We start from the raw sequence: 26674 nt of genomic DNA on the forward strand, positions 1-26674 counted from the left end.
GCTTTTCAAGCGAGGTACCTGGCTGCGGCGCGTTGAAAAACAACTACGGTTTCCGGGCTACTTATCCGTCAAGACTGCGCCCGGTTGCAGCACTTACTAAAAGCGAGTGTTTTTAGCGTTGCCAACTTCAGAACTGGAGCCCCTCACTATAAAACTAAACCTCTTTAAAAGTTCGACACCGCTTTTAAATAGACGTTGACCTGTCTCACCATCATAACTGCCAATGGGGCGCACCGTGACCGACCATCAACACAACAATACGAACACACTAAAGGCTGAAGTCATTCTCGTGACTGATTGCTCGTGGGAAGGCACCAAGTTAGCACCTTACCCACAATCACAGCCGGAACTAACCGTTATTAAGATAACTGTCCCTCCCCATACAACCCTGGATTGGCACACGCATTCGGTACCCAACGCGGGCTACCTTATGGAGGGGACTTTAACGCTCGAAAACAAACTCAGTGGGGAAAAAATTGTAGCGCAAACAGGCGGCGCGCTTGCTGAAACACTGAATGTGGCGCACCGAGGAATTACTGGAGAGTCTGGCGCCACGCTAATTGTTTTTTACGCAGGTACAAACGGGCTACCGCTAGCAACGCCTGCTCCATAGCTTGCGGGGGTATACGGCGATGGGTTTTTGAGGGGCGAAACCTTTTTCATCGTACACTCTTGCGACGCTACTCAGCCGGGAAGGTTCTGTTCAGTGAAATCGGGTACCCCAACCAATCTAAACGATTTGTTTTATTTCGCAAAAGTCGTCGAAGCAGGTGGATTTGCGGCGGCCGGGCGCATGCTGGGAATACCCAAGTCGCGGCTGTCACGGCGCATTGCCGAGCTGGAAGAACGCCTCGGCGCACGTCTGCTGCAACGCACTACGCGCCAATTGACCCTCACCGCTGTCGGCGAACGCTACCTGCGGCACTGCCAGGCCATGCTGCTGGAGGCGGAAATGGCCGATGAGGCCGTGGCCAGCATGTCGAGTGAACCCCGTGGGCGACTGCGGGTGAGCTGCCCGGTGGGTATGGCCCAGCACATCCTGCCGGAGTTGGTCGCCGGCTTCCTCGCAGCCCATCCTCAGGTGCAGTTGGAGATGACCCTGGTCAACCGCCGCGTCGACCTGGTAGCCGAAGGCATCGATGTGGCCCTGCGGGTGCGTGAACTCGGCGACGAGGACCCGCTGCTGGTCACCAAGCGCCTGCGTCAGGCCCAGACTGTGCTGGTGGCCAGCCCTGCCCTCATGCTCGGGCGCCAGGTGGCGACCCTGGATGACCTCAAGCAGTTGCCGATCCTGGGTGCGCTCGAGGCGGATCGCCTGGTGCATCAGCGCATTCTCGACCCCCAGGGCAACGCCCACGACCTGGCGATGGAAGCCCGGCTCGGCATTGATGATTTCATCGTACGCAAAGCCAGCGCCATCATGGGCCTGGGCTTTACCGTGCTGCCGATGATGTACTGTGAAGAAGAATTGGCCAGCGGCCGGTTGGTGCAACTGCTGCCGGAATGGTCTTTGCCGGGCGGCTGGCTGCAAGCGGTGTACCCGCATCGCCGTGGTGTATTGCCGGCCATTCGCGCCTGGATCGATTACCTCGAAGAAGGCTTCAAAGGCTGTGGAGACCGCCTGCTATGACGATGACCGAAGCCCAAGTCGCGACCTTCTGCCTCAGCCTGCCCGGCGCACGGGAAGACTACAAATGGGGTGGCGTGCGCGTGTTTTCCATTGCGGGCAACAAGATGTTTGCCCTGCAGAACCTGCGCGGTGATTCTCTGGCGTTCAAGGTCGACAAAGAGCTGTTCCTGGGGCATGTCGATCGCCCGGGCATCCACCCTGCGCCTTACCTGGCGCGGGCGCAGTGGGTCATCATGAACACGCCCTACCCGCTGGGTGCCGAGGAACTGCGTGGGCTGTTGCAGCGTTCCCACCAATTGGTGGTGAGCAAGCTGCCCAAGCGCACTCAGGTTGGCCTGCTTCTAGAGACATAGGTATCGGTGCCGAGGGCGCTTTGTCACGCCGGTGGCCCGACAGCCAACCACTGTCTAACCGTCACCCCGCGACCCAACTGTGGAAGCGGGCTTGCTCGCGAAGGCACCCTGACAGCCAACCACTCTCTTCCTGACACCCCGCGATCCAACTGTGGGAGCGGGCTTGCCCGCGGAGGCGCCCTGACAGCCAACCACTCTCTGCCTGTCATCCCGCGATCTAACTGTGGGAGCGGGCTTGCTCGCGAAGGCGCCCTGACAGCCAACCACTCTCTGCCTGTCACCCCGCGACCCAAAACTGTGGGAGCGGGCTTGCCCGCGAAGGCGGCCTGACAGCCGACCTGGATGTTGGATCATACCGGGTACATATCCGTTATTTAGGCAACGGCTGCTATGGGTTCCGCCCTTACGGCGGGTAACTTTTGGAAAAGAGCCCGGAATGCCGGCCCAGCCAAAAGTCACCAAAAGGGCTCTTGCCCCAACACTCGGCACCTCGCCCAGGCTCGGTGTGCCCGCAATCCGACAGGGATTTGGGGGGCCGCCGCCACGCGCCCTCCATGGCGCGGGGCAGCTAAACCGGCATCCCTGCCGGTTTACCCCCCAAATCCCTGTCGAATTCCGGCCAGCGTGTTTGATGGGGCGCCTAGGATCAAAAGCTGGAGCGAGAGCCAGAGCAAGAGCAGCTCGCTTCGCATCGTGGTTAGGGGGGGTACAAAGTTGTGTAGGTAATTATGCCTAGAGGACTGACCATAACGTGCCGCCCAGGAACAACTGGTCCAGCCAGAACACTTGGTGCAGCAGCACGATCACCCAGAACAGCACCTGGTAAGACACTTTGCGCGTCTTGTGCCGGAACACTTGCTGGGCGATCAGCGCTCCCGGCCAGCCGCCCGCCAGCTCGACGGCGTGCAAAATGTTTTCCGGGGTGCGCCAGCTGTCGGTGCGCGCCTTGCGCTTGTCGCTCCAGTAAAGGAAGAACGCGATCACGCTGACCACGCCATAGGCTGCCAGCGGGATCACCGTCTCGCCACGCTGCCACACCAATACCGAACCCAACAACGGCGCTGCGCATAGCAACACAAAGAGCGCCGCCTTCAGGCGCGGGTGCTGGATCATCATGCCTTGGCTGCCGCCCAGTCGATCCAGCCGAACTGCCAGGTTGCCAGGATCAGCAGGCCGAATGCGATGCGGTACCAGGCAAACGCGGCATAGCTGTGGCTGGCGATGAACTTGAGCAAGCCCTTGACCGCAATCATCGCGAAGATGAACGAAGTCACGAAGCCGATGGCGAACACCGGCAGGTCCGAAGGCTGGAACAGGTCACGGTACTTGTAGCCCGAATACACCGCTGCACCGACCATGGTCGGCATCGCCAGGAAGAACGAGAACTCGGTGGCGGTCTTGCGTGACAGCCCGAAGAGCAGCCCGCCGATAATGGTCGAACCTGAACGCGAGGTGCCCGGGATCATCGCCAGGCACTGGGCCAGGCCAACCTTGAGCGCGTCTTTCCAAGTGATGTCGTCGACGGTTTCGGCGTGCACTTCGTGCTCGCGGCGCTCGGCCCACAACATGATGATGCCGCCCACCACCAACGCCGTGGCGACAGTGATCGGGTTGAACAGGTAGTGGTGAATCAGGTCGGCGAAAATCACCCCCAGCACCACCGCCGGCAGAAAGGCGATCAGCAGGTTGACGGTGAACCGCTGGGCCTTGCGCTGGGTCGGCAGGCCACTGACCACTTCGAAAATCTTGCCGCGAAACTCCCACACCACCGCCAGGATCGCGCCCAGCTGGATGATGATGTTGAACGCGTTGAAACGGTCGCCGGTAAAGTCGAGCAAGTCGGCGACGATGATCTGGTGGCCAGTGCTTGAAATCGGCAGGAACTCCGTAAGCCCCTCCACGACGCCAAGAATCAATGCCTGAATGGCGGTCCAAAAATCCATGCTTCCCCCAAAGGTCATGCTCAACGGCATGCCTCGTTAATCTTTTTTAGTGGTTCACTGACGACAAGGCACCGGTGTTGAGTTTCAACCCCGGCCTGCAAAAATTGCGTGAAAAATCAGGCAGTACTCAGGTTTTGCGATTGCAGGCCGAAAGCCTATCAGACAAGGCGGAAAAGTCGATGCAGCCCCCCACAATTATAAAAAGCACGGAGTGACAGGACGATGAACAGTTTGCGCAATATGTCGATCAGCCGGCGCCTCTGGCTGATCCTGATAGTCGCCGTGCTGATGCTGCTGGCCCTGGGTTTGCTGATGCTCAAGCAGATTCACGACGACCTGTACCAGGCCAAGCGCCAACAGACCCAGCATGTGGTCCAGACTGCCAGCGGGATCCTGACGTTTTATCACGGCCTCGAAACCACGGGCGTGATGACCCGCGAGGCCGCCCAGAAACAAGCCTTGAGCGCGGTGCGCGGCTTGCGCTACGACCATGACGACTATTTCTGGATCAACGACCTTACGCCCGTGATGATCATGCACCCGGCCAACCCCAAGCTCGACGGCCAGAACCTGTCGGCCATCCGGGATCCTGACGGGTTTGCGGTGTTCAACGAGTTCGTGGTCCTGGCCAAGGCCAAGGGCGCCGGCATCGTCAACTATCGCTGGCCCAAGCCCGGAGCCGAAGCGCCGGTGGCCAAGACCTCGTATATCCAGCTGTTCGAACCCTGGGGCTGGATTATCGGCTCCGGCGTGTATGTGGATGACGTGCAGGCCGAGTTCAGCGGCCAGGTGTGGAAAGCCTCGTTCATCGGCCTGGGTATCGCGGCGATCATGGCATTGCTGGTCTCGTTGATCGCACGCAGCATCGTGCGGCCGTTGCAGGAGGCGGTGAACGCCATGGGCAACATCGCCAGCGGCGAAAGCGACCTGACCCGCAGCCTCGACACTCATGGCCATGACGAGGTCACCCAACTGTCCCGACACTTCAACAGCTTTACCGCCCAGCTGCGCCAGGTGGTGAGCCAATTGCAGGTATGCGCCAATGCCCTGGGCCAGTCTTCACAGGAGCTGGGCAACAACGCCACCCAGGCCCATGACCGCAGCCAGCAACAGTCGCAGCAGATGGAACTGGTGGCGACCGCCATCAATGAAGTGACCTACGGTGTGCAGGATGTGGCCAAGAACGCCGAACACGCCGCCAGCGAAATGCGCGACGCACAGGCCCAGGCACAACAGGGCCAAGTGAATATCGACGGCAGCCTGCAGCAGATTGACCAGCTCTCCGGCACCATCAGCCAGGCGGTGGAGGTGATCCGCACCCTGTCGGCTGAAAGCACCCAGATCGGCAGCGTGCTCGAAGTGATCCGCTCCATCGCCGACCAGACCAACCTGCTGGCCCTCAACGCCGCGATTGAAGCGGCGCGTGCGGGTGAGCAAGGCCGTGGCTTTGCCGTGGTGGCCGACGAAGTACGGTTGCTGGCCCAGCGTACACAAAAATCCACCGCCGAGATCCAGGGCATGATCGAGCGCCTGCAAGGCCACTCGGAAGCAGCGGTCAAGGTGATCAGCGACAGCCACAGTGCGTCGCAACTGACCATTGAACAGGCGGGCCAGGCCGGCGCCAGCCTGACTGCCATCGGCCAGGCCCTGCGCAACCTCAACGGCCTGAACGCCTCGATTGCCAGCGCCACCCTGCAACAGGCCCATGTGGTCGAAGACATCAACCAGAACGTCACCCAGGCCGCGGGCCTGTCCCATAGCACCGCGCTGGCGGCGGAGCAGTCGAGCGTAGCCAGTGCGCATTTGCGCGGCCTGAGCGAACAACTTGATGAGCTCCTCCGCCCATTCAAAGTCTGATACCCCCCTTAGCAGCCGGCTTGCCGGCGATGAAGCCCTTGAGAACGGCGCAACACTCAAGGCCGCCATCGCCGGCAAGCCAGCTCCTACAAAGGATCATCTTTGGTTACAATCCCCGCCCTCTTCCACTCTCCCAAGGAACCACCATGTCCGGGCTTGAACTGTTCGCTGCCGCCCTGGGGGTGATCGCCGTGTGGCTGACGGTCAAGCAGAACCCCTGGTGCTGGCCCATCGGGTTGGTGATGGTGTTGCTCTACACCTGGGTGTTCTTCGACGTGAAGCTCTATTCCGACATGCTCTTGCAGGTGGTCTACGCCGCCCTGCAAGTCTACGGGTGGTGGCAGTGGACCCGAGCCGGCGAGGTCAAGCAGGGTCGGCAGGTGACCAGCCTGGGCGTGCCAGCCATCATTGCCAGCCTGGCGGTGGGCGCAATCGGCAGCCTGCTGCTCGGCGCCGCCATGGCGCACTGGACCGACGCCGCCCAGCCCTGGCTGGATGCCGCCCTGACCGGGTTCAGCCTGGTGGCACAAATGTGGATGGCGCAAAAGCGCGTGCAATGCTGGCCCCTGTGGATTGCCGTGGATGTGATCTTCGTCGGGCTGTTCCTCTACAAAGGCCTCTACCTCACCGCTGCGCTTTACGCGCTGTTCACCGTGATCGCCGTGCAGGGCTGGCGTGAATGGCGTGCCGACCCGGCGCTGCACGCATGAAGGTGGTGGTACTGGCCGGCCCCGAATCCAGCGGCAAAAGCTGGCTGGCGGCAGAACTGCAAACGCATTTCGGCGGGTTGATGGTGGGTGAATATGTGCGCTATTTCATCGATCACCATCAACGCGACACCCGCCTGGCGGACATCCCGGACATCGCCCATGGCCAACTGGCCTGGGAAGACGCCGCCCGCGCCAGACAGCCACGGCTGTTGATCCTCGACACACACCTGCTGACCAACAAACTCTGGAGCCAGACCCTGTTCGGCGACTACCCGGCCTGGCTCGACAGTGAACTGCTGGCACGCCACTACGACCTGCACCTGCTGCTGTCACCGGATGATGTGGAGTGGACCGCCGACGGCCAGCGCTGCCAACCGGAACTGGCGGATCGCCAGGCGTTTTTCCAGGCCAGCCTGGACTGGATGCAGCAGCACCGGCAACCGCTGGTGGTGATAGGCGGGGATTGGGCAGAGCGCCGCGCCACGGCCTTCGCCGCCGTTGCGAGGTTGCTCGCCTAGCGACCGACCATCGGGCCAACGCAGTCCATCGCCCTGCTCGCCAGTCAACCTTCTAAAGGAGACTGGCCCATGAATGTGCGCATCGTTGCTCGCCTGATCAATTTGCCTGAAAACCGGGGTGTTCGCGTCCAGACCGCGGCGCATCCCCTGCTGCTGGTACGCGTCGGCGACCAGATACGGGCTTTCCAGGCGGACTGCCCGCACGCGGGTGCGCCGCTGGAAGAAGGCGTCATCTGTAAAGGTCACATCGTGTGCCCCTGGCATAAGGCAGCGTTTGCCGTGGACAGCGGGGCCGTGCGCGAACCACCGGCACTGGTCGGGCTCAAGCAATACCCGGTGCACGTTCACGATGGCGTGGTGAGCGTCGGCGACAAACCCCTCACTGCCGAGTCAGTAACCCCCCCTGCAGACGCTCGCTGTTTTGCCGTGATCGGCGCCGGTGCCGCGGGTGCCGCCGCCGTGGCTGCCTTGAAGCGCCACGGGTTTGCCGGGCGCTTGCTGTGGATCGACCGCGAACAGCGGCCGGCCTACGACCGCACCGCCCTGAGCAAATTCGTGATTGCCGGCGAAATGGCGGCCGATGACACCCCGTCACTGCTGGACGAAGCGGTGAATGTTCACGGCCAAGTGCAACGCCTGGACGCCGTCGCCAAACGCATCGAGTTGGCTGACGGTCGCCATTACCACTACGACGCCGCGCTGGTCGCCACCGGTGGCCAAGCCCAGCCCCTGGATATTCCCGGCGCCGCACTGAACAACGTGTTCGTATTGCGCAGCCGCGAAGACGCCGCGCGCATCAGCGCCAGCGCAGAATCGGCCACCTGCGCGGTGATCATCGGTGACAGCTTCATCGGCCTGGAAGCGGCGTCAGCCTTGCGTCAACGTGGCCTGGTGGTGCAAGTGGTCAGCCGCCACGCCATCCCGCTGGCGGCGCAACTGGGCAAGCGCATCGGTGCCGCCTTGCGCCAATTGCACGAGGCCAACGGGGTCATATTCCACAGCAACACCGAGCCGGAGCGCCTGGACGGGCATGGCGCCGTCAGTACCGTACTGTTGAAAAATGGCAATCGCCTGGCAGCCGACCTGGTGCTGGTGGGCGTCGGCGTCACACCCGCCACCGCCTTTGTCGAAGGCGTCACGAAAGCCGAGGACCACTCGCTGGTCGTCGATGATTGCCTGCTGGCAGCACCGGGACTGTGGGCCGCCGGCGACAACGTGACGTTCCCATGGCAACACCAGCCCACGCGCATCGAACACTGGCGCGTGGCCCAGCAGCTCGGCGTGCTGGCGGCGCGCAACATGCTGGGTGAAGCCCTGGCGTACGCCGACGTGCCGTTCTTCTGGACCTACCACTTCGACAAGACTTTCGAAGTCCTCGGCCACCCGCAGCACTGGAACCGGTTGCACCTGGAAGGCGACCTGCAACAGCATGATTTCATCGCCCTGCTCTGCCATGGCGATCAGGTCGAAGCAGTGATCGCCTGCGAGCGTCAACAAGCGGTGGCGCGTCTGTCACAGCGTATGCAGCACCCGTTGGATAAGGCCCAAGCCCTTGAACTGATCCGCAGCCGTTAACCCGTTTTGCGCGTCCCCAGTTGAATCCACGTTGGCGCATGGTCGCTGGGGTGAGGCTCGTTGCGCACCCAGGCATCCACGCCCGCCTCTTTCAAGTAAGGCGCGAGCGCCGCGTTGAGCAACAGGTGATCGATGCGCAGGCCGGCATTTTTCTGCCAATGCTGGCGCCAGTAATCCCAGAAGGTATAGACGCGCTCATCGGGGTACAAATGGCGCACGGCGTCGGTCCAGCCCTGGTCAAGCAGGCGCTGGTAGGCCTCGCGGCCTTGCGGTTGCAGCAAGGCATCCTTGAGCCAGGAGCGTGGGTTGTAGATATCCTGGTCAGTGGGCACCACATTGAAGTCCCCGGCCAGCAACACCGGATGTTCACTGGCTTGCAGCGCCTTCGCATAGGCGATCAGCCGCTCGAACCAGGCCAGTTTGTACGCGAACTTCGGCCCGGGCTGCGGGTTGCCATTGGGCAAATACAGGCAGCCGACCAATACGCCATGCACGGCGGCTTCGATATAGCGGCTTTGCGTGTCGCCGTCATCGCCGGGCAAACCGCGCCGGCTCTCCAGTGGCTGGGCATCCCGGGCCAGGATCGCCACCCCGTTCCACGACGCTTGCCCCAGGCAGATCGCGCCATAACCGGCCGTGTCGAGATCGGCGTAGGGGAACAGGCTTTCCGGGGCCTTGAGCTCCTGCAGACACACCACGTCGGGTTGTTCCCGCGCCAGCCACTCCAGCAGGTTCGGCAACCGGGCACGAATGCCGTTGATGTTGAAGGTGGCGATTTTCAGCGCTTTCATGGGCGGTGTCCTGCCGGGGCTCTTGGGGTAGAGCCTTGGAGAGGCGCGGATGTTCAATCCCACACACCTCCAGATGCGGGCGCGGACTTGCCCGCGCCGGCATTTTGTAGCGCATCAGGCCTCAGTAGCCCAATGACAGCCCCGTGTTGCGACGCGGGTCATTCGCGCCATAGAAGCGGTTGTTACCCACCGGCTTGCCGCCCAGGGACGGCGCGCCAACCAGGATCGCCGCCAAGTGGTTGGCATCTTGCGGGCCTGCAAACTTGTGGCCCCAGCTTTCGAGGATCTTCTGGGTGTCCGGGCTGACCGCGAAGGTCTCAAGGTTAGTGGTTTCCGGCATCCACTGCTGGTGGAAGCGCGGCGCGTCCACAGCCTCCTGGATGTTCATCTTGTAGTCGATGACATTCAGGATCGTCAGCAAGGTGGCGGTGATGATACGGCTGCCACCCGGTGTCCCCAACACCATCACGGCCTTGCCGTCCTTGGTCACGATGGTCGGGCTCATCGACGACAGCGGCGCCTTGCCCGGCGCAATGGCGTTGGCTTCACCCTGGACCAGGCCGTACATGTTCGGCACGCCGACCTTGACGGTGAAGTCGTCCATTTCATCGTTGAGGATCACCCCGGTCTTGCTCGCCATCACGCCCGCACCAAACCAGTCGTTGAGGGTGTAGGTGACCGATACCGCGTTGCCCCACTTGTCGACGATGGAGTAGTGGGTGGTGTTGTTGCCTTCATGGGGCGACACGCCCGGCTTGATCGCCTGGGAATCGCCGGCCTTCTGCGGCTCGATCGCGTCACGCAATTTCGCCGCGTAGTTTTTATCCAGCAGGTGCTCGATCGGGTTCTTCACGAAATCCGGGTCGCCGAGGTAGCTGTTGCGGTCCACGTAGGCGTGGCGCATGGCCTCGATCTGGTAGTGCAGGCCCTGGGCCGAATGGTAGCCGAGGTCGGCCATCGGGTAGCCTTCGAGGATGTTCATGATCTGGCAGATCACCACGCCGCCGGAGCTCGGAGGCGGTGCCGAGACCACGTGGTAGCCACGGTAGTCGCACTCGATGGGCGCCAGCTCGCGGGTCTTGTACTTGTCGAGGTCAGCCTGGGTGATGATGCCTTTGCCAGCCTGGCTGGAGTCCACCAGGGCCTTGGCGACCCAACCTTTATAGAAGCCGTCGCTGCCCTTGGCCGAGATTTCCTTTAGGGTCTTGGCCAGGTCTTTCTGCACCAGCTTCTGGCCCACCTGCATGGGCTGGCCGTTGTGCAGGAAGATCCCGCGCATGTCCTTGTCTTTTTCAAACTCGCCGGTGGCGGTGTGCAGCAGGTCGATATCGCCCTGCTCCAGGGCAAAGCCGTTTTCCGCCAGCTTGATCGCCGGGGCAATCACCTGGGCGCGCTTGAGGGTGCCGTATTTGCTCAGGGCCAGTTCCATCCCCGACACGGTGCCAGGTACGCCGACGGCCAGGTGCCCCTTGGCGCTCAAGCCTTCGATGACGTTGCCCTCTTTATCCAGGTACATATTGGCGGTGGCCGCCAGCGGGGCTTTTTCGCGGAAGTCGAGGAAGGTCTTGCGACCGTCCGCCAGTTGCACGGTCATGAATCCGCCGCCGCCCAGGTTGCCCGCAGCCGGGTACACCACCGCCAGCGCATAGCCCACGGCTACGGCCGCATCGACCGCATTGCCACCGGCCTTGAGCACATCCACACCCACATGAGTTGCCAAATGCTGGGCCGTCACCACCATGCCATTTTCACCGGCCACCGGGGCCTGGGAAGCGGCTTGCACACCACTGACCATCAACACCAGGGCTGTGGCAATCAAGGTACGGCTGAAGGGTTGGTATTTCATCCATGGCTACTCTAGTTATTGAGACGCACCAAAATAGCCCGTCACGGAATCAATCCCCAGCGCGATGGCGTTTTTGTTACAGAACTTGTCGGTCACAGAACGGCCCGAAAAAAGCCCATGCTATATTTCGCGCCCTGACTGTCCTGCAAGGCACTTTGATATGGCGATCAAGAAGACCGGCATCCGCGCCCAACAGGCCGACCAGACCCGAGCGCGGATCCTCCAGGCCGCCGTCAAGGTGTTCACCCGCGACGGCTATTCCGGCGGGCGCGTCGACGCCATCTCCAAGGAAGCCGACTCCAACGACCGCATGCTCTATTACTATTTCGGCAGCAAGGAACACCTGTTCGTTTGCGTGCTGGAACACACCTACGAGCAATTCAACAAAGCCGAAAGCACGCTAAAGCTGAACCTGGACGCTCCGGAGCAGGCCTTGCGCGACCTTGTCGCGTTCATCTGGAATTACTACGTCAAGCACCCGGAGTTCGTGGCGATCTTGAGCATCGAGAACCTGCACCAGGGCAAGCACGCGCAACAATCCGGCGAGATGCGCAGGTTGTCGGGAGAAGCGGTGGGCGTGCTGAAGCCGATCATCGAAGCCGGCCAGGCCCAGGGGATTTTCCGCCTGGATGTGGACCTCAAGCATGTGTACTTGATGATTGCCTCGCTGTGCTACTTCTACAACTCCAACCGCCACACCCTCAGCTCGTTCCTCGGTGAAGACCTGGCGGGCAAGGGGCAGCAGCAGGATTGGCTGGGGTTTATCAGTGACTTGGTGGTGCGGGGTGTAACACCGATCCCACTATAGAAACCGGATCACATTGTGGGAGCTGGCTTGCCAGCTCCCACATCTGGTCCTCATAGGCCTTGAACGATCAGTGCGTGCCGGGGTTGGCGCGCAGGTGGGCGACCTTCTGTTCCAAGCCGTTCCACTGCGGCGCATTCGGCGCAAATTGCCCGCGTAGATACGCCACCAGATCCGCCACCTGGCTATTCGACAAACTGTCCCTGAACCCTGGCATATACCCAAGATCCTTGGTCGCCGGCGTACTGATGCCCTGCAGAATCACCTTGATCAAATTATCCGGCTGATCGCTGTGCACGTTGGTATTGGTCGCCAACGACGGGCTCACACCCAACAACTTCGGCCCCAGGCCGTCGGCATGGCAGGCCTTGCACGCCCCTTCGAACACCCGCCGGCCATTGGGGTTCGGCACGCTAACGGCGGCGGCCACCTGGGCCTCGGCCGCCGCATCGCCCTTCAACGAGGCCAGGTACACCGCCATGGCGCGGATGTCTGCCTTGGGCAGCTTCGACAACTCGCTGACCACCGGCCCCATCGGACCTGCGGCCACGCCGTGGGCGTCGGAATAGCCGGTGCTTAGGTAGGTGAACAACTGGTCTTCGGTCCACGGCGTCGGCGCCTTGGACAATCCTGTCAGCGCCGGCGCCTCCCAGCCATCGACTGTCCCGCCCGCCAGGAAAGACGTTCCACCCTTCTCCGCCCCCATCAAGTTGCGCGGTGAATGGCACGCAGCGCAGTGGCCCAGGCCGTTGACCAGATAATTGCCACGGTTCCACTGCTCGCCGCGCTCAGGCTGCAGCGTAATTTCACCGCGGCGCAAATTCAGCGCATTCCACCCCGCCATCAACGGCCGGATAGAGAACGGAAAACGCATGGCATTCGGCGTCGGCGCTTGGCTCACTGGCGCCTGGGACATCAGGTAGGCATACAGCGCCTGCATATCCGCCTCATTGATATTGCGAAACGCCGTGTAGGGAAACGCCGGGTACAGGTTGCGCCCGTCACGGCCAATACCGTCGCGCATCGCCCGCTCGAAGGCCGGGTACGACCAGGCGCCGATCCCGGTCTTCACGTCCGGGGTAATATTGCTGCTGTACAGCGTGCCGAACGGCGTTTCCATGGCCAACCCACCGGCATTGGTCGCGCCACCGGGCGCGGTGTGGCATACCGCGCAATCCCCCACCGCTGCGAGCAAACGCCCGCGTTCCAGGGTGGCCTTGGACCAGGTGCCGGCGCTGGGCGGTGCAATGGGTGCGATCTCATTGTGAAACGGCCAGGCCGTCGCCAGCACCGCGCCCAAGGTGGCGAACAGCGCGCCGAACCACCACTTGCGGCGCTTTTGCGGCGACTTGGCAGGCTCACCCAGCGTCGCGGCATTCAGCGCCGCCAGCACCCGCTCCGGGGTAATCGGCAACTCGCGAAAACGAATGCCGGTGGCGTCATAGATCGCATTGGCGATCGCCGCCGCGCTGGGTACTGAGGCCGACTCGCCGGCGCCCATGGGCGGTTGGTCCTGGCGCGGCATCATCATCACGTCGATCTTAGGTACTTCGGGGAAGGTCAGGATCGGATAGCCGCCCCACTCCTTGCTCGCCACCGTCGACTCTTCAAACGTTACCCGCTCCTTCAGCACACGGCTGGTGGACTGGATCACATTGCCGTGGATCTGGTGCTGCACCCCGGCCGGGTTGATCATCATTCCCGAATCATGGCCGATCACCACGCGCGTTACCGACACATCGCCGGTCTGCCTGTCGATGGCCACGTCCGCCACCCAGGCCGCCCAAGCCGCGCCGAAACCGGGGAACTTGCTGTGGATATAACGCGCGTAGGCAAAGCCGCGGCCACGCAGCAGCGGGCCTTCGTTGGCGGTTTGCATCGGCGCGGTGCGCGGTGCCCAGTTGGCGCGTTCGGCGGTGGACTTCACCAGGTCGATGGCCCGCGGGTCCTTGAGGTAGCGCAGGCGGTATTCCACCGGGTCGACGCCGGCAGCGAAGGCCAGTTCGTCGATATAGGACTCGTGGGCAAAGGTGTTGGGCAAGGCCGATACGCCGCGCATCCACGAGGCGCGCACAATGGGCGCCATGTCGTTGATGGTCACGCGCACATTGTCGATGTCGTAGGGCGGGATCGAGGTGCGGTCGCCCATCTCGAACATCGCCGCCACCGGCTCGACGCGCCCGGTGAGCAACAGCGCCAGGGTCGGCGCGCCGTTGGAGGGGTAGCTGGTTTCAAAGTCGTAGGCGGCAATGCTGCCATCGGCGTTGAGGCCGCCGTCCACCTCCATCAATTGCGCGGTGCCCTTGGGTTCCCACAGGTGTTCCTGCTCGCGGGTCAGTTGCACGCGCACTGGCTTGCCGACCGCACGGGACAACAGCAAGGCATCGGCGCACACATCGTCGGCGCAATTGCGCCCGTAACAGCCAGCAGCCTCCATGCGGATCACATCGATCAGGCCTTCTTCGCACTCCAGCAGCCACGCCAGGTCGGCGCGCAGCAGGTGCGGGTTCTGGCTGCCCGACCACACCCGGCTGCCGGCCGGCGAGTACTCCGCCACGCCACAGGAAGGGCCGATCGAGCCATGCATCTGGTACGGCCACAGGTAACTGCGTGGCATGCGCTGGCTGGCATTGGCCAGGGCCTCATCGACAGTGCCCTGATCGAGAACGGTGCGGCGCACACGGGGGTTGTCCCGGATGGCTTGCTCGACATCGCTCATGTCCGGCAAGGCGTTATTCCAGGGCTTCCAGTGCACCCGCAAGGCTTGTGCGGCCTTGATTGCCTGCTCCTCACGCAACGCCACCACGCCCACGAAGTCACGGATCACCACCACCGCGACCACGCCGGGGATGTGCGCGATAGAGGATTCGTCCACGCTCAGCAGGCTATTACCGACAAAATCCCCGCAATCGAGCCCGGCATAGGGTGGGCGAATCACCCGACCATGGAGCATGCCCGGCACGCGCATGTCATGCACATAGGTCAGCTCACCGGTGGCTTTGCCGGGGATGTCCACCCGTGCTGCGCCCTTGCCCACCAGGCGATAGTCCTCGACGGCCTTCAACGGCGCGTCACCGCTGATGCGCAATTGGTCGTGCTGGCCGCTGACCAGCTCACAGTAGGTGGTGGTGCGCCCGTCCGCCGCCTGAATCACACCGGCATCCACCGTCAGACTGGCGGTGCTCACACCCCAGCGCCCCGCTGCCCGCGCCAGTAGAAACCGCCGCGCCTCGGCTGCCGCATTGCGCAGGGGCACCGCGGAAATCTGCAACGTGGCGCTGGCGATAGTCGCGCCCTGGTTCGGCACGCGCTCGGTGTCGCCGAGCACCATCTTCACCTGATCCATCGCCAGGTCCAGCTCTTCGGCCACGATCTGCGCCAACGCGGTACGAATGCCGGTGCCCAGGTCCACATGGCCGTTGAACGCATACACCAGCCCGTCATCATTCACCGCAATGAACAGCCCCAGTTCCTTGGGTTTCACAGTGGGCGTACCGCCCTTGGCCACCGGCCCCGAAGGCGGCAGCACGTCATCGACGATCAACAGGACGCCGGCCTTGGCCAGCCACTGGTCACGGGAAAGCGGTGTGTCTGTCATGGTCATCAATCCACGGTCATCAGGCGGGCGGCACGCAGCACGGCGCGCAGGATTTCGATATGGGTGCCGCAACGGCAGAGGTTGCCCGACAGCTCGTTGCGCACCTCGGCTTCGCTGGGGTTGGGGTTACGGTCGAGCAAGGCCTTGGTGGTCATGATCATGCCGTTGAGGCAATAGCCGCATTGCGCAGCCTGCTCATCGATAAAGGCTTGTTGCACGGGATGCGGCGCTTGTCGCGTACCCAGGCCTTCGAGCGTGACGATTTCGCGTCCCACCGCACCCGACAGTGGAAAGACACAGGAGCGTGCAGCCACCCCATCGATGATCACGGTGCACGCACCGCACTCCCCCAGGCCGCAGCCGTACTTGGGGCCATTGAGTTGCAGGTCATTGCGCAGCACCAGCAGCAGCGGCGTGTCCGCCATGGCGCTGACGTCGCTGACATGCCCGTTGACTTGAAGCGCTACCGTGATGTGCTGGCTGATCATTCGCTTCGCCCGTAACAGTTGGTGAAGTGGACACTACATGAAACAGTCAAAAAAAAGCGTCGCGGACCTGGGGTCTCACGACACACTTGACGAGTGAAGTGCCTACTACATCAAATCAGAGCAAAATCGGTGCCAGTCGCGCTTATTCCTGCGGGTCGTCGATCATCTTGCGCAACAGGAACAGCACCGCGACCCGTTCGGCGGGGTTGAGGTTGCTCATGGTCAATTCGCTGATCTGCGCGGCGCGCGGCGCGGTCTGGGCAACCAGCTCGGCACCTTCGGGGGACAGGTCCACCACCACTTTGCGCTTGTCCTGCGGGTCCGGTTCGAGGCTGATCAGCTCCTTGGCCTTGAGCCGCTCGACAATCCCGCGAATGGTCGCCTGGTCCACCGCCGTCGCCTTGACCAGTTCAGTCAGCGAACTTGCACCGTGATCGCGCAGCGCACACAGGGTCACGAACTGCACGGCGGTGAGCTGGGAGTCGCCGACATTCTGCTGAAAGATCGCCAGGTGGCGCTGGTACGCCTTGCGCAGCAGGTGGCCAACTTGTTCAGAAAAGACGTAGGAATCAGGCACGGCGAAGCTCGGTGGGTGGCTAGCGATGGGGAAGCATGATGGCGGGCTTACGGAACGGACTCAAGTTTCTCACTGAAAAAGCACGGTCAATCGGTGGGTGCTGGTTTGCCTGCGATAGCGGTACATCAGCAACCACTGCTCTGGCTGATACGCCCTCATCGCAGGCAAGCCAGCGCCCACCGGGTTTATTCAGCGTGCCCGGGACGCCGCTGGGGCGACCACATCGCCAGCAATGACCACCGCTTCATCATCCAGGTATACATCGCAATTACGCAGCGGAATGTCCATGTGGCACGGCGTCTTGCGCGTCCCGCCCACTTCGGTATTCGGCCCGGTGGAGAACAGGAAGTTGCCATAGAACGCCCGCGCGTCCATGCACATGCCATCGTTCTTGTCGTGCAGGCCCATGGCGGTCCATTGCGCCCGTGGCTGCAGGCCCCAGCCGATATGAGAGATGCCGTACACCTCGGGGTCGTTGAAGTACTTCATGTAGTCACGCAGGTACTCGGCCTCGAAACCGCCATGGATGCTGGTGATAAAGCCCTTCTCGATCTCCAGGGTGATCTTCTCCCGGGTGTAGGTCTTGAACGGCAGCAGGATGTCGCCGATGTCCAACACCAGCACGCCTTCGGCGGTTTCTTCGTTAGGCCAGGAGAACAGGAAACCACTCGGCCAATGGTCCCAGCGCCCCGGTTCATCGGCAAACCCGTACTCGGTCACCGACGGGTATTGCCCCAGCGCGGCACGGAAGTCGCTGCCGGCACGGGACTTCACATGGATCGAGCGCGCCTTTTTCAATAACTGTTCTGCCGCCAGCACGCGCACCTTGTCTTCTTCGGTGGGCAGCATGCGCGCCAGCACTTCCGGTGGCTCGACGGCCAGCAGGATGCGCGTGCCGGTCTTGAGGATCTGCTCCTGCTCCGGGGAGTGCAGCAGCATCATGGTGTCGACGATCAGGTCGGCGGCCTCCAGGGCGCGCTGGGCCGCGATGTTGCCGGTCAGCGCAGTGTCGCCGCAGTAGGCGGTCATGTCATTGCCCATCGCCCGCGGATGGTTAAACGACGGCAACTCCACCGCATACACCTTGGCCCCCAGGCGCTGTGCGGCATCCATCGCGGCCCGCACGGTGCGTGGGTCGGAGTAATGGCTCTTGAGCACGGCAACGCTCTGGGTCGGGTCGACCTTGGACAGCGTCAACACGTGTTCAAACATCTGGGTCAGTTCGCAATCGCTTACCGGCATTTTCCTGTCTCCTGTGGGCCTGCACCAAGTTCAAGCACTGCGCTTCACTCTAGTGCATTTTTATAGCGTATACGCCATTTAATAATGATAAGACCCGAATTGCAGGCAGACTGCAAGCGGCGCGCCAAAACGTTACCTATCGAAACAAGCCTCGTATTTATTGGCTACATCACGTTACACGGGATAAATATGGCCAAAAAATAAATTTGTGCTCACGGGCTTCCCATTTGAAAAAATGAGCGTATACACTTTAAAAACCTTGCGGACAGACGCCGCCAAAAATCAAAAAGAGAGAGGAACACGCCCCATGGGAAGCACTCAGAAAATCGCCATCGTCGGTGCCGGCCTCGGCGGCGCCGCCGCTGCCACGCTGTTGCAACAAGCTGGTTTCGACGTGGATGTCTATGAGCAGGCGCCGGCGTTCTCCCGGCTGGGTGCGGGGATCCACATGGGCCCCAACATCATGAAAATCTTCCGCCGCATGGGCATCGAAAAGCAGCTTGACCTGATGGGCTCGCACCCCGAGCACTGGTTCAGCCGGTGCGGTGAAACCGGCGACTACCTCTCGCGTATCCCGCTTACTGGCTACGGCGCGTCCTATATCACCGTGCACCGTGGCGACCTGCACGCGCTGCAGATGTCGACCCTCAAGCCGGGCACCCTGCACTTCAACAAGCGCCTGGAAACCCTCGAAGAAACCGACACCCAGGTGCGCCTGACCTTCGCAGACGGCATGGTCACCTATGCCGACATCGTGATCGGCGCCGACGGCATCAACTCCAAGATCCGCGAAGAACTGCTGGGCGTGGAAAAACCGCTGTACAGCGGCTGGGTCGCGCACCGCGCACTGATCCGCGGCGACCAGTTGGCCAAGTACGACCTGAAGTTCGAGGACTGCATCAAGTGGTGGACCGAAGACCGCCACATGATGGTCTACTACACCACCGGCAAGCGCGACGAGTACTACTACGTCACCGGCGTGCCCCATGCCGAATGGGACTTCCAGGGCGCGTTCGTCGACAGCAGCCGCGAAGAGATGTTCGACGCCTTCAAGGGCTACCACCCCACCGTCCAGGCCCTGATCGAGTCCACCGAAAGCGTGACCAAATGGCCGCTGCGCAACCGCAACCCGTTGCCGCTGTGGAGCCGAGGCCGCCTGGTGTTGCTCGGTGACGCCTGCCACCCAATGAAACCCCACATGGCCCAGGGCGCCGGCATGGCCATCGAAGACGCGGCAATGCTCACCCGCTGCCTGCAGGAAACCGGCATCAGCGACTATCGCACCGCATTCCAGTTGTATGAGGCCAACCGCAAGGAACGTGCGTCCCGCGTACAGGCAGTGTCCAACGCCAACACCTGGTTGCGCACCCAGGAAGACCCGGCCTGGGTCTACGGTTATGACCTGTATGCCCAGGAACTGAAATCGGGGGTGGCCGCGTGAGCACCTTCCTCTACGGCGGCAACGTGCAGGCCAATGGCATTCGCCAACATTACCTGCGTTACGGCGGCAAGGGCCCCGCACTGATCCTGATCCCCGGCATCACCAGCCCGGCGATCACCTGGGGCTTCGTGGCCGAGCGCCTTGGCGCGCAGTTCGATACCTATGTGCTGGATGTGCGCGGTCGCGGCCTGTCATCGACCGGCCCCGACCTCGATTACAGTGCGGACACCTGCGCCGAAGACATTGGCGCGTTTGCCGATGCGCTGAATTTGCAACGCTACCACCTGGTCGGCCACTCCATGGGCGCACGCTTTGCCGTGCGCAGCGCCGTGCTGCATCCCCAGGGCGTCAACCGCGTAGTGCTGATCGACCCGCCGGTGTCCGGCCCGGGCCGCCGCGAATACCCGAGCAAACTGCCCTGGTACGTCGACTCGATCCGTCAATCCCAGGTCGGCATGGACGCCGAGGCGATGCGCGCCTTCTGCGCAACCTGGACCACAGAGCAACTGCAACTGCGCGCCGAATGGCTGCACACCTGCTATGAGCCCGCCATCGTGCGCGCCTTCAATGACTTCCACACGGTGGACTTCCACCAGGACCTGCCCCACCTCAAGGCCCCTGCCCTGTTGATGGTGGCCGGGCGCGGCGGCGTGATCCTCGATGAAGACATTGCCGAGATCCAGGACCTGCAACCGGGCATCCAGGTCGCGCGCGTGCCGAATGCCGGGCACATGATTCCGTGGGATGACCTCGACGGTTTCTTCCACGCCCTCGGCGACTTCCTCGAACAATAATCATGGAGACCACCATGCAGAAGCCCTACCGTATCGGCCAGATCGTGCCGAGTTCCAACACCACCATGGAAACCGAGATCCCGGCGATGCTCACCGCACGCCAGGCGATCCGCCCCGAGCGCTTTACCTTTCACTCCAGCCGCATGCGCATGAAGCAGGTGCGCAAGGAAGAACTGGCGGCCATGGACGGCGAGTCCGACCGTTGCGCCGTCGAACTGTCCGACGCCAAGGTCGATGTGCTGGGCTATGCGTGCCTGGTGGCGATCATGGCCATGGGGCTGGGTTATCACCGCAACTCCGAACAACGCTTGCGCAAAGCCACCGCCGACAACGATGCCAACGCCCCGGTGATCACCAGTGCGGGCGCCTTGATCGAAGGCCTGAAGGTCATGGGCGCCAAGCGCATCGCGATTGTCGCGCCGTACATGAAACCGCTGACCGAACTGGTGGTGAACTACATTCGCGAAGAGGGCTTCGAGGTGGTGGACTGGCGCGCCCTCGAGATCCCCGACAACCTCGAGGTGGCCCGTCACGACCCGGCCAACCTGCCGGCCATCATCGCCGGGATGAACCTGGAGGGCGTCGATGTGATCGTGCTGTCCGCCTGCGTGCAGATGCAGTCGCTGCCCGTGGTAGCCAAGGTCGAGGCGCAAACCGGCAAACCGGTGCTCACCGCCGCCATCGCCACCACCTACGCCATGCTCAAGGCCCTGGACCTGGAACCCATCGTTCCGGGCGCTGGCGCCCTGCTTTCCGGCGCCTACTGAGGGGAGTGAAACGATGAGCGAACAATCCGCCGACGCCAACTACCAGGGCGTATGGGGCAACCGCATCGGCTTTGGCAAGAAGGCCGCGCTGCTGATGATCGACTTCATGCAGGGCTACACCACCAAAGGCGCGCCGCTGTTCGCGCCGGGCGTGGTCACGGCCGTGGCTGAAAGCGTGGAGCTGCTGGCCACTGCCCGCAAGCACGGGATTGCGGTCGTCCACACCAATATCCGCTACCATCCCGGCCACTTCGCGGATGGTGGGATCTGGGTGAAAAAGGCCCCGGTGATGAAAGACATGGTCGAAGGCAATCCACTGGCCGCGTTCTGTGCCGAAGTGTTGCCCCAGGTCGATGAAGTGGTGATCACCAAACAATACGCCAGCGCATTCTTTGGTAGCAGCCTGGCGCCGATGCTGCATGCACAGGGCATCGATACCGTGGTACTGGCCGGTTGTTCCACCAGCGGCTGCATCCGCGCCACGGCGGTGGATGCGGTGCAACACGGGTTTCGCACCATCGTCGTGCGCGAATGCGTCGGCGACCGGCACCCGGCCCCCCATGAAGCCAACTTGTTCGATATCGACAGCAAGTATGGCGACGTGGTGAGCAAGCAGGAGGCGATGCGCAAATTCAGGGAGCAATAAGACGCGACTGAGAACCGCGCCATAGAGCGCGGGCTTGTACAAAACTGAGGCGCGGCCTTGGAACGCATTCAAAGCTGGTAACCGCCCCCCATGGGAGCCGGGCTTGCCCGCGATGCAGACGCTGCGGTGTAACCGATACACCGCGTCGATGCCATCGCAGGCACGCCAGCCCCCATAGAAGCGCGGTTTTCCCTATGGATTGCCTCCAGCAGCCCCGCCTCAGTCTTCTGACACTGCCTTTGGAAGTCGCTTCTACAGCACTCCGAAGTGCTGGAACACAGCGGCTGTATAAAAACCATAAGTCACCGCCAGGAGACACCCAATGCCCATTGCGAATGCAGCGCCCGCGACCACCGTCGCCGACCCGGTCAATACGCTCTACCACAAGATCACCTGGAAGCTGATTCCGTTCCTGTGCTTCTGCTACCTGGCCGCCTACCTCGACCGCATCAACATCGGCTTCGCCAAACTGCAGATGCTCGACCAATTGCAGTTCAGCGAAACCGCGTTCGGCCTCGGTGCCGGCCTGTTCTTTGTCGGCTACATCCTCTTCGAAGTCCCCAGCAACCTGGTGTTGGAACGGGTCGGCGCAAAGATCTGGATCGCGCGCATCATGATCACCTGGGGCCTGCTTTCGGCCTGCACCATGCTGGTCACCTCCACCACCCAGTTCTACATCCTGCGTTTTCTGCTCGGCGCGGCTGAGGCAGGCTTTCTGCCGGGTGTCCTGTATTACCTGACCACCTGGTTCCCCACTCACCGACGCGGGCGCATCATCGCGCTGTTCATGATCGGCCTGCCACTGTCCAGTGTGATCGGTGGCCCGCTGTCCGGCTGGATCATGGGGCACTTCGACCACATGGGCGGGCTGCGCGGCTGGCAATGGCTGTTCCTGATCGAAGCGGTGCCCAGCGTGTTACTGGGCGTGCTGACCTTCTGGGCACTGCCCAACACCTACCAGCAAGCCAAGTGGCTCTCGGACGAGGAAAAGGCCCTGCTGGAAAACGAATTGCGCAAGGATGACGCCGACGGCACCGGCAGCAAGCACAGCTTTCGCGACGGTTTCTTTAACCTCAAGGTCTGGATGCTCGGCGGTATCGACTTTTCGATCCTGCTCAGCGCCTACGCCATGGGCTTCTGGATGCCGACCTTCATCCGCAATGCCGGAGTGACCGACACCTTCCACATCGGCGTGCTCACCGCGCTGCCAAGTGTCGCCGCACTGCTTGGCATGCTGCTGATCGGCGCCAGCTCCGACAAACACCGCGAGCGCCGCTGGCACATCATCGTGCCGTTCTTCATCGGCGCGGCAGCCATGGCCACCAGCACTTTCTTTACCCACAACGTGGCGGCCACCGTGGCGCTGTTCGCGATTGCCTCGGCGGCAATCATCGGCGCGGTGCCCGTGTTCTTCAGCCTGCCGGCGACCTTCCTCAAAGGCACCGCGGCGGCCACCGGCTTTGCCCTGGCCTGCTCGCTGGCGAATATCGCCGGGCTGGTGAGTAACTCGTTGATGGGCGTTGCGATCGACGTCACAGGTAGCAGCGCTGGCGCCTTGTGGTTTTTTGCTGGCTGCCTGATTCTCAGCAGCTTCCTGGTGATCGCCTTGCCGGCGAAACTGGTGAACCGTTGATAACAACAATTTATTCGGATGAATCACCATGCAAGGCTTCTTGAAACGCTGTGCGTTGCTTGTCGCGGTCGGCCTGTGTGCCGGCACCGCGCAGGCGGCGGAAAAGGTCATCTTCGATACCGACTTCAATGTGCTCAACGATGACGGCCAGGCCTTCATCATGCTCGCCCAGTTGCATGCGCAAAAACGCATCGAACTGCTGGGCATGACCCTGGTCAGCGGCAACGCCTGGGTCGACCAGGAACAGGTCGACGCCCTCAAGGCCGTGGAACGCATGGGCGTGGAGAAAGAGGTGGGCGTCTACTCCGGCGCCGCCTACCCACTGCTGCATGACTACGCCACCTACGAGGCAGAAAAAGCCCTGTTCGGCTCCGGCTGGCCGGGGGCGTTCAAAAACCCGCGCCCCACTTCACCCTCACAGTTGGTCGCGCCACCGGACGGCCTGGCCACGCACACGAAACTGCGCAAGGAGACCGCCGCGCAGTTCATTGTCGACAGCGTGCGCGCCAACCCGCACCAGGTGACGATCCTCGCCGTCGGCCCGCTGACCAACGTCGCCCTGGCGATACGCTCGGCGCCGGACATCGTGCCGTTGATCAAGCGCATCGTGTACATGGGGGGCGCCTTGGAGATTCCGGGCAACACCACCCCGGCGGCGGAGTTCAACTGGTGGTTCGACCCGGAGGCGGCGAAGATCGTGTTGCGCTCGCCTATCGAACACGTGATCTTCCCCAATGATGTGTGCGAGAAAGTCACCTTCGACAAGTCGGTGTACCAGCGCGTGATCGCCCAGAAAGGCGCGATTGCCGACCTGTACACGCATGAATTCGGGCCCTTGTTCGACAAGGACCCGAGCTACCACAGCTTCACCTGGGACAGCTTGCCGGCGCTGTACCTGGTCGACCCGCAGATCGTCACGCAATCCCGCGATTTGTGGGTGGATGTAGACGCCACGTTTGGCGCCGACTACGGCCGCGCACTGGGCTACCAGAAAGGCGCGCCGGTAGGCACGCAGAAGGCCACGGTGGTGTTCGGCGTGGACCAGAAGAAATTCTGGGATGGCTACGTCAACCTCGTGACCCTGCCGACGCCGGTCAAGCGCTGACCGGCGGAGCGCTACCAGCGCCTGAATAGATGGCCTATTGCTTGTGGGGTTGGATGAGTGTGGAGAATGGGGTTGGTTCCGCCCTTACGACGGGTCACTTTTGAACAGCGCAAAAGTAACCAACACGCTCTTGCCACAACACTCGGCACCTCGCTTCAGGCTCGGTGTGCCCATAATCCGACAGTGATTTGTGGAGCCGCCGCCGCCCGCTATCCATGGCGCACGGCGGCTGAGATCAAAATCAAAAGCACGGCGGCCTCAGTGCCGACCGATTTCTTAGCATCGATCTCGGTTCAAAGGTGGGAGCTGGCTTGCCTGCGATAGCATCAACCCGGTGTACCTGATGGACCGAGTCGCCTGCATCGCAGGCAAGCCAGCTCCCACAGAAAAGCAGGCAGGTGATTGATCTCTCCACCAAGCACGGTGGCCTTGGAGCTGACCGGTTTCTTACTGTCAATCTCCCACAGTGGGTTCTCTATCCATCAGACGAAGCTGCTTTTGATCCGCTTTTGCTGTTGATCTCAGGCGCCTCGGCAACTGTCGGCCTCAATCAGCTCTGGCCTATAAAAATAATAGCGCTAGAATCAGCGCCATTCCTGCGCCTGACACCCTGATACGAGCCCCCCATGAGTTTTGATTTCGACACGATCCACCCACGCCTCGGCACCGGCAGCACCAAGTGGAACCGTTACCCGCACGACGTGTTGCCGATGTGGATCGCCGACATGGACATCGCCGCCCCACCCGCCGTGCTGCAGGCCTTGCATGCACGCCTGGACCAGCAGGTGCTGGGCTACAGCGTCGCCGGCCCGGATGTACGCGAGGCGATCATTGCCGATCTGTGGAACAAGTACGCCTGGCGCGTGCAGCCGGATGAATTGCTGTTCCTGCCTGGCGTCGAGCCGGGTTTCAACATGGCGCTGCATGCGTTTGTGCAGCCGGGTCAGGCGGTGGTGCTGCAAACCCCCAACTACCGGCCGATTCGCCTGGCGCCCGGGCACTGGAACCTGCCGCGCATCGAGGTCCCCTTCGAGCGGGTCGACGGTGAATACCTCACGCCCATGCCGGCCATGCGCCAGGCACTCAGCGGCGCCGGCGCGCTGCTGCTGAGCAACCCGCACAACCCCGTGGGCAAAGTCTTCCCCCGGGAAGAACTGCTGGCCGTGGCCAACGCCTGCCTGGAAAACGGCACGCTGATCATCTCCGACGAAATCCACGCCGAACTGTGCTTCGACGGCCGCCGCCATATCCCCACCGCCAGCCTCAGCCCCGAGATCGCCCAACGCACCATCACCCTGATGTCAGCGAGCAAGGCCTATAACGTGGCTGGCCTGAAGACCTGCTTCGCCGTGGTACAGAACGCCGAGATCCGCGAACGCTTCAACCATGCGCGTTGCGGCATGGTCGACAGCGTCAGCCCCCTGGGCCTGGAAGCCACCCGCGCCGCCTACAGCCAGTGCGGCGAATGGCTCGATGCGCTGGTGCAGTACCTGCAAGACAACCGTGACTACCTGCTCGATGCCGTGCAGGCACGCCTGCCCGGTGTCGTCATGCATGCGCCACAAGGCACTTACCTGGCCTGGCTGGATTGCAGCGCCCTGGGCCTGGACGATCCGCAGCAGTTTTTCCTGGAACAGGCCAAGGTCGGGTTGAGCGCCGGTATCGAGTTCGGTGATGACAGCCAGCAGTTCGTGCGCCTGAACTTCGGCTGCCCACGGTCGATGCTGGAAGAAGGCCTGCAACGCATGGAACGCGCCCTGCGCAACCGCCAGGCCTGACTCACTACGTCTCGCAACGAGTGCCGAAACCCTGCTGTTACTGTTCTTGCTGATCGCCATAACCAGCAACAGCAGGCGCGCCAATGTGCGACCCGGGGGCGCCGAGCAAGGCCGTACAGAAATCCGACACCTGGCCGGCGGCGGCCTGGCTGCAGGACACACCCGAGCCTTCACCCACCCGGGGGCTCAGGTCGGAAAAAGTCCAAGGCTTGCGCCTATCAAGGTGTGCTCACAACTTGGCGATGGACACTTCCGTCGATTTCACGAAGGCAATCACTTCACTGCCCACTTTCAATTCCAGATCGCGCACCGAACGGGTGGTGATCACCGAAGTGACGATGCCAGACGCGGTCTGCACATCGATTTCCGACACCACTTCCCCTAGCAGAATCTCCTTGATCACGCCTTTGAACTGGTTGCGCACGTTGATCGCTTTAATGGTCATGTCGGCTTTCCTTTTGGCTGTTGGGTCAATCCGCACGAATGCGCAGGCCCCCAAAATGCGCCATCCACAAAGACATTAAAAGGAATATATAACTCTTTATTTATTCTTTATAGATATATGCAAGCTGTTGCA

General features: G+C 62.2%; 24 protein-coding genes. 15 read left to right on the forward strand and 9 right to left on the reverse strand.

Annotation, left to right across the window (positions count from 1 at the left end; genetic code table 11):
* Window positions 1-235: 235 nt before the first annotated feature.
* The 3 genes from CQ002_RS28140 to CQ002_RS09145 all read left to right on the forward strand — a co-directional run bounded on the left by CQ002_RS28140 (window position 236) and on the right by CQ002_RS09145 (window position 1983).
* Complete coding sequence (locus CQ002_RS28140) at window positions 236-613, forward strand: cupin domain-containing protein (protein WP_146117463.1); 378 nt, start codon at window positions 236-238, stop codon at window positions 611-613.
* A gap of 93 nt (window positions 614-706) precedes the next feature.
* On the forward strand, window positions 707-1630 hold the full coding sequence (locus tag CQ002_RS09140) for a LysR substrate-binding domain-containing protein (protein ID WP_105162125.1): 924 nt from the start codon (window positions 707-709) through the stop codon (window positions 1628-1630).
* Window positions 1627-1983 (forward strand): MmcQ/YjbR family DNA-binding protein, encoded by a 357-nt coding sequence (locus CQ002_RS09145; protein WP_034103560.1) that lies wholly within the window; start codon window positions 1627-1629, stop codon window positions 1981-1983. Before CQ002_RS09140 ends, CQ002_RS09145 begins: the two co-directional genes overlap by 4 nt.
* Before the next feature lie 732 nt (window positions 1984-2715).
* Here CQ002_RS09145 and CQ002_RS09150 read toward each other — a convergent pair.
* Together CQ002_RS09150 and CQ002_RS09155 are read right to left on the reverse strand one after the other, a co-directional pair.
* The gene (locus CQ002_RS09150) at window positions 2716-3099 is read right to left on the reverse strand and encodes a DUF1294 domain-containing protein (protein ID WP_069023543.1); all 384 of its coding nucleotides are present in this window, start codon (window positions 3097-3099) and stop codon (window positions 2716-2718) included.
* Window positions 3096-3926, reverse strand: a complete 831-nt coding sequence (locus CQ002_RS09155) for an undecaprenyl-diphosphate phosphatase (protein WP_034109370.1) — start codon at window positions 3924-3926, stop codon at window positions 3096-3098. The genes CQ002_RS09150 and CQ002_RS09155 overlap by 4 nt, the downstream gene beginning before the upstream one ends.
* 222 nt (window positions 3927-4148) lie before the next feature.
* On the opposite strand from CQ002_RS09155, the gene CQ002_RS09160 reads away from it, so the two are divergent.
* The 4 genes from CQ002_RS09160 (at window position 4149) to CQ002_RS09175 (ending at window position 8586) form a co-directional block, all read left to right on the forward strand.
* On the forward strand, window positions 4149-5783 hold the full coding sequence (locus CQ002_RS09160) for a methyl-accepting chemotaxis protein (RefSeq protein WP_105162124.1): 1635 nt from the start codon (window positions 4149-4151) through the stop codon (window positions 5781-5783).
* A 146-nt stretch (window positions 5784-5929) separates the two neighbouring features.
* Window positions 5930-6493, forward strand: coding sequence for a nicotinamide riboside transporter PnuC (gene pnuC, locus CQ002_RS09165; protein ID WP_034108819.1), 564 nt, complete (start codon window positions 5930-5932; stop codon window positions 6491-6493).
* Window positions 6490-7011 (forward strand): AAA family ATPase, encoded by a 522-nt coding sequence (locus CQ002_RS09170; RefSeq protein ID WP_034108821.1) that lies wholly within the window; start codon window positions 6490-6492, stop codon window positions 7009-7011. Before pnuC ends, CQ002_RS09170 begins: the two co-directional genes overlap by 4 nt.
* Window positions 7012-7080: 69 nt before the next feature.
* Complete coding sequence (locus CQ002_RS09175) at window positions 7081-8586, forward strand: FAD-dependent oxidoreductase (RefSeq protein ID WP_105162123.1); 1506 nt, start codon at window positions 7081-7083, stop codon at window positions 8584-8586.
* Here CQ002_RS09175 and xth read toward each other — a convergent pair.
* Window positions 8583-9377, reverse strand: coding sequence for an exodeoxyribonuclease III (gene xth / locus CQ002_RS09180; RefSeq protein ID WP_105162122.1), 795 nt, complete (start codon window positions 9375-9377; stop codon window positions 8583-8585). The two genes, CQ002_RS09175 and xth, sit on opposite strands and share 4 nt — an antisense overlap.
* Before the next feature lie 121 nt (window positions 9378-9498).
* Entirely contained in the window at window positions 9499-11223 is a 1725-nt protein-coding gene (gene ggt, locus CQ002_RS09185; RefSeq protein WP_105162121.1) for a gamma-glutamyltransferase, read from the reverse strand.
* Window positions 11224-11383: 160 nt separating this feature from the next.
* On the opposite strand from ggt, the gene CQ002_RS09190 reads away from it, so the two are divergent.
* A complete protein-coding gene (locus CQ002_RS09190; RefSeq protein ID WP_034108828.1) occupies window positions 11384-12031 on the forward strand; it encodes a TetR/AcrR family transcriptional regulator in 648 nt (215 codons plus the stop codon).
* 67 nt (window positions 12032-12098) lie between these two features.
* Here the strand turns inward: CQ002_RS09190 and CQ002_RS09195 are convergent, their stop codons facing one another.
* The 4 genes from CQ002_RS09195 to CQ002_RS09210 form a co-directional block, all read right to left on the reverse strand.
* Complete coding sequence (locus CQ002_RS09195) at window positions 12099-15626, reverse strand: molybdopterin cofactor-binding domain-containing protein (protein ID WP_105163124.1); 3528 nt, start codon at window positions 15624-15626, stop codon at window positions 12099-12101.
* Window positions 15627-15631: 5 nt separating this feature from the next.
* On the reverse strand, window positions 15632-16114 hold the full coding sequence (locus CQ002_RS09200) for a (2Fe-2S)-binding protein (RefSeq protein ID WP_105162120.1): 483 nt from the start codon (window positions 16112-16114) through the stop codon (window positions 15632-15634).
* A 142-nt stretch (window positions 16115-16256) separates the two neighbouring features.
* Window positions 16257-16691, reverse strand: coding sequence for a MarR family winged helix-turn-helix transcriptional regulator (locus tag CQ002_RS09205; RefSeq protein WP_034108832.1), 435 nt, complete (start codon window positions 16689-16691; stop codon window positions 16257-16259).
* 189 nt (window positions 16692-16880) lie between these two features.
* The gene (locus tag CQ002_RS09210; protein ID WP_034108834.1) at window positions 16881-17933 is read right to left on the reverse strand and encodes a 2,5-dihydroxypyridine 5,6-dioxygenase; all 1053 of its coding nucleotides are present in this window, start codon (window positions 17931-17933) and stop codon (window positions 16881-16883) included.
* A 307-nt stretch (window positions 17934-18240) separates the two neighbouring features.
* On the opposite strand from CQ002_RS09210, the gene CQ002_RS09215 reads away from it, so the two are divergent.
* The 7 genes from CQ002_RS09215 (at window position 18241) to CQ002_RS09245 (ending at window position 26097) form a co-directional block, all read left to right on the forward strand.
* The gene (locus CQ002_RS09215) at window positions 18241-19374 is read left to right on the forward strand and encodes an FAD-dependent monooxygenase (protein WP_034108836.1); all 1134 of its coding nucleotides are present in this window, start codon (window positions 18241-18243) and stop codon (window positions 19372-19374) included.
* Window positions 19371-20168, forward strand: coding sequence for an alpha/beta fold hydrolase (locus CQ002_RS09220; protein ID WP_105162119.1), 798 nt, complete (start codon window positions 19371-19373; stop codon window positions 20166-20168). Before CQ002_RS09215 ends, CQ002_RS09220 begins: the two co-directional genes overlap by 4 nt.
* Window positions 20169-20182: 14 nt before the next feature.
* Window positions 20183-20935: an Asp/Glu racemase gene (locus CQ002_RS09225; RefSeq protein ID WP_105163123.1), complete on the forward strand. Its 753-nt coding sequence runs from the start codon at window positions 20183-20185 to the stop codon at window positions 20933-20935.
* A 13-nt stretch (window positions 20936-20948) separates the two neighbouring features.
* The gene (locus CQ002_RS09230) at window positions 20949-21581 is read left to right on the forward strand and encodes an N-carbamoylsarcosine amidohydrolase (protein ID WP_034108842.1); all 633 of its coding nucleotides are present in this window, start codon (window positions 20949-20951) and stop codon (window positions 21579-21581) included.
* Window positions 21582-21903: 322 nt separating this feature from the next.
* On the forward strand, window positions 21904-23214 hold the full coding sequence (locus CQ002_RS09235; RefSeq protein ID WP_034108844.1) for an MFS transporter: 1311 nt from the start codon (window positions 21904-21906) through the stop codon (window positions 23212-23214).
* A gap of 28 nt (window positions 23215-23242) precedes the next feature.
* On the forward strand, window positions 23243-24319 hold the full coding sequence (locus CQ002_RS09240) for a nucleoside hydrolase (RefSeq protein ID WP_105162118.1): 1077 nt from the start codon (window positions 23243-23245) through the stop codon (window positions 24317-24319).
* Between the two features lie 626 nt (window positions 24320-24945).
* Complete coding sequence (locus CQ002_RS09245; RefSeq protein ID WP_105162117.1) at window positions 24946-26097, forward strand: MalY/PatB family protein; 1152 nt, start codon at window positions 24946-24948, stop codon at window positions 26095-26097.
* Between the two features lie 229 nt (window positions 26098-26326).
* Here CQ002_RS09245 and CQ002_RS09250 read toward each other — a convergent pair whose 3' ends face one another.
* Entirely contained in the window at window positions 26327-26542 is a 216-nt protein-coding gene (locus CQ002_RS09250) for a molybdopterin-binding protein (RefSeq protein ID WP_003173733.1), read from the reverse strand.
* Window positions 26543-26674 lie beyond the last annotated feature (132 nt).

It is taken from the genome of Pseudomonas sp. MYb13 (genome assembly GCF_002980075.1).
In the GTDB taxonomy this organism is placed as follows: domain Bacteria; phylum Pseudomonadota; class Gammaproteobacteria; order Pseudomonadales; family Pseudomonadaceae; genus Aquipseudomonas; species Aquipseudomonas lurida.